The organism is Calidithermus terrae (assembly GCF_003574345.1).
In the GTDB taxonomy this organism is placed as follows: domain Bacteria; phylum Deinococcota; class Deinococci; order Deinococcales; family Thermaceae; genus Calidithermus; species Calidithermus chliarophilus.
In genome coordinates this window covers 1-3,528 of record NZ_QXDL01000305.1, presented here as the reverse complement: position 1 = coordinate 3,528, position 3,528 = coordinate 1, and the positions used below count along the sequence as shown (strand labels likewise).

Annotated in this window: 3 protein-coding genes and 2 pseudogenes; 4 read left to right on the top strand and 1 reads right to left on the bottom strand. The window is 73.4% G+C overall.

Features of this window, described 5'->3' with window-relative positions:
• Positions 1 to 336 (top strand): annotated as a pseudogene (locus tag Mterra_RS19770) (toprim domain-containing protein); the annotation flags it as partial.
• Between the two features lie 30 nt (positions 337 to 366).
• Here the strand turns inward: Mterra_RS19770 and Mterra_RS19765 are convergent.
• Entirely contained in the window at positions 367 to 1,611 is a 1,245-nt protein-coding gene (locus Mterra_RS19765) for an RNA-guided endonuclease InsQ/TnpB family protein (RefSeq protein ID WP_119316677.1), read from the bottom strand.
• Positions 1,612 to 1,720: 109 nt separating this feature from the next.
• Between Mterra_RS19765 and Mterra_RS19760 the strand changes: the two genes are divergently transcribed.
• From Mterra_RS19760 to Mterra_RS19750, 3 genes and pseudogenes are all read left to right on the top strand, one after another.
• On the top strand, positions 1,721 to 2,458 hold the full coding sequence (locus Mterra_RS19760; RefSeq protein ID WP_119316676.1) for a hypothetical protein: 738 nt from the start codon (positions 1,721 to 1,723) through the stop codon (positions 2,456 to 2,458).
• Positions 2,455 to 3,081 carry a DsbA family protein gene (locus Mterra_RS19755; RefSeq protein ID WP_176582562.1) on the top strand — a complete coding sequence of 209 codons (627 nt, stop codon included), beginning with the start codon at positions 2,455 to 2,457 and terminating at the stop codon, positions 3,079 to 3,081. Before Mterra_RS19760 ends, Mterra_RS19755 begins: the two co-directional genes overlap by 4 nt.
• Positions 3,081 to 3,528, top strand: a pseudogene (locus tag Mterra_RS19750) (type II/IV secretion system protein); the annotation flags it as partial. The gene Mterra_RS19755 and the pseudogene Mterra_RS19750, both read left to right, overlap by 1 nt.

Here is a 3,528-nt window from a genome sequence, read left to right as displayed (position 1 = left end):
GTGATGGAGGGGGCGACCAACGCGCTGCTGGTGTGGAGCCTGGTGCGCCAGGAGGGCCTGGGGGTGATCGGGGTGCCGGGGGTGGAGAACGGGCCGGCCAAGGAACTCGTCGCCCGGCTGCCCCTGCAGCCCGTCTACCTCTACGCCGACCCCCACGACAGGCGGGCGCAGGTGCTCGAGCGCTGGGCGGCGCCCTTCCGCGAGCAGGGCTTCCCGGTGCGGCTGCTCGAGCCCCTCGACCCCGCCGGCCGCACCGACGCCAACGAGTACGCCCACCGCTACGGCGGCCAGGCGCTGCTGGAGCGGCTGGTGGAGCTGGGGGTGGGGGGTGACTGACATCCTCCCCGTTCTTCAGAACGGGGGCTCCTACACGGAGCTTTCAAGGTTGGAGTCTGCATGAGCCGAAGCCCACACCTTTACCCCATCCGGCCGCTCCCCAGCGGGGGCAGCCTGTCCTGCGCCGCGCCGTGGCGCGGCGCTCAGACGGGCCGTGTCAGGCGGCCCTTGGCGCAGCAGTCCAGCCGCTACGCCAGCGATGTTGAGGGAAGCTACCACGTCGGCGTTGCCCTGGTAGCCGCAGGCCACACACCGGAAGTCGGCCTGCGTGGTTCGGTTGGAGCGGGTGGCATGTCCACAGCGGGGGCAGGTCCGGGAGGTCTTGCGCGGGTCCACGAACACCACCCGCACCCCTGCCCGCTCGGCCTTGTAGGCCACGAAGTCCACCAGTTGCCGAAAAGCCCAGCTCCCCATCATGCGGTTGAACCTCTTGCTCCCTCTCACCCTATCCCGTATCCCGTCCAGTCTCTCAAAGGCGAGCACCGGGTTGGGGTACCGGGCCGCGAGGTCTACGAGCCCCCGGCTGACCTTGTGGTTGAGGTCGGTCATCCAGCGCCGCTCCTTGCCGCGCTGGGCCTTCACCCGGTCGGTGCGGCGGTGGCGCTGGAGGCGCTTGCGCAGGGAGGCGAACCGCTCCCGGCGCTGGCGGATGGGCTTGCCGTTCAGCACCAGCACGCCTTTGGGGTGCTTGGCTGCGGCCAACCGAACGATGCCCAGGTCCACCCCGGTGACGGTCAAGTGACCGTCACCGTCACGGACGGTTGGGGTGTGGGGTACGCGCAGGGGCAGCATCACGAACCAGTCATCGCCCCGTCTGAACAGCCGAGCATCACCTTTGACGTGTTGCAGCTTGTCCCGCCAGCGGGCGGGGACGCAAAGGGGGAGCCAGATGTAGTCACCTTTCACCCGGGTGGAAAGCCGAAGGGCGGGACCAACCACCTTGTAGGCGTTGACCCCCAGCCCTATGCCCTGGCTGCGAACCGCCGTGGGCTTGCCCGCCCGCCGCTTGCCCTTGCGCAGCCCGAAGTGGCTCCTCGCGAGCTGTACGGCCTGGTTGACCGCCATGCGGCAGTAGTCGGAGGGCAGGCCCGAGGCGCGGATGGAGGCGTAGGTGGCGGCATGGATTTTCCCCCTGTTCGAGGTTTTGGCGCTCAGGGCGTGGTCGAGCCCCAACTGCACCCCCCGGCGGAAGAGTTCGGCGGTCTGGTCGAGCCATTCCCGCTTGGCCCTGCCGGGGGGGCGCAGCTTGAGCACGACGGTCTCTGCCCTGTGCATGAACGTAATATGCCACAACCTAGCCAGCGGGGTATCCAGCGCTCTTCGAGCGCGACCCCCTTCCTCCCCGGTTTGAAAGCCGGGGCATCCACGAAAGGAGTTCTGTGAGGTGAGTGAGCTGTACAAGCTGATCTACGGCCTGCTGGACTCGGTCCTGGTGGGCGAGTACGGCGTGCTCACCCGCACCCGCGGGATGGTGGCCCTCCTGAGCGAGGACCTGCCCGACGGCGCGGGCTGGGTGGACGGCCTGAGCGACGCCGAGGTGCAGGAGCTGTGGCAGCTCCTGCGCCAGTGGGAGGGCCTGCGGGCCTTCGTGGCGGCCCGCGACGCCTTCCTGGCGGCGGGGATCGAGCCCGAGGGCCGCAGGGTGCTGGCCTGGGGGCTGCGCCGGGAGGGCACGCTGCGGCTGGAGGCCTTCGACTGCTACCACCGCGGGGCGCGGCTGGAGCTGGGCGAGGGCGGGCAGGCGGCCAACTACGCCCTGGCGGTGATCGAGGAGATGATGCGCGCCGGGGTCTGCCCGCGCCTGTCGGCCCCGCTGCACTTCGGTTGGGAGGACGAGGCCGCGGAGATCCTGCGCCGCTGTGCCCAGGAGGCCGAGGAGGCCGGGCTGACCTTCCCCTCGGGCCAGATCGAGGGGCTGTTGGAGCTGTTGGAAGGGCCCGGCGCGCCCGCCCCGCGCCGTCCGGGCCCGCGGGGCTTCGGCTTCGCGCGGGGGGAGGGGGTGCTGCTGTGGCTGGTGGTGGGCCGCGGCGAGGGCCCCCGGGCCGGCGGCTTCGCGGTGGTGGCCTTCGGCGTCCAGCGGCCCGGGGGCGCCGTGCGCATCGAGCGGGGGGTCCAGGCATGAGCGCGCGCGTCCCCCTCCACAAGTGGCTGGTGCTGGGCGGCGGGCTGCTGGCGGCGGCGATGGTGTGGCTGTGGCCGCGGCCGGCGCTGCCCGAGGGCGTGGCGGTCGAGGCCCACCCCCTCAGCCTGGGGCCGGCCTCCCGGCCCGCCCTCACCGTCTTCAGCTGGTGGGGCTGCCCCCACTGCCAGCGGGCCTGGGAGCGCTACGGCGAGCGCTGGGTGGCGCGGGCGAAGGCGGGGGAGATGCGGCTGGTGTTGCGGCCGCTGGCCCGCGGCAAGGCCGAGGGCCTAGCCAGCGCCCTGCTGTACTGCGCCCCGGCTGAGGCGCGCTGGGCGATGGTCGGGCGGCTGTTCGAGGCGGCGCGCCAGGGCGAGGACCGGCTAAGGGCGGAGTTCGCCCCGCTGCTGCCCTGCGCCGCCAGCGCCGCCACGCTGCGGCAGACCGCGGCCGACCTCGAGGCCGCCCGCCGGTGGGCCGTCGCCTACACCCCCACCCTCTTCGAGGCGGGCCGGCGGGTGGAGCAAGGGCGCATGGAGGAGGTCATGGCGCGCTGGGCCGCCCTGCCCCCGGAGGCCGGCCTTCAGGAGCAGGCGAGCCCGGCACGCCGGGAGGAGGGGCGCTGATGCGGCTGCCGGACGAACGCGCGTTCTTCGAGGTGCTGGTGCAGGATCTCCGCGCGCTGCCCCCGCTGCGGGCGGCGGCGGTTCGCAAGCAGCTGAAGGAGAGCGACCGCCCGCTGGTGGCGGGCCTGGCGGCCGTCGCGCGGGTCGCCCCCGCCACCATCGCCCAAGCCCTGGAGCGCGTCGGCTGCCCCCCGTTGCTGCTGCGCGCCGTGGACCGGGCGGCGCTGCAGGCGGTGGCCGCCGAGGAGTGGGAGCGGCTGGCCTGCGTGCCGCTGGCGCAGGAGGGACGATCCCCCGAGGGCCTGTGGCTCGCCAGCGCCGAGCCCTTCGAGCCGGAGGTGCGGGCCCTGGCCGAGCGCCTGGGGGCCGTCGGGGTGGGCTACGCCGAACGGGAGGGGCTGCTGGAGGTGCTGCGGCGGGAGCTGGCCCGCTCGACCCCCGCGGCCC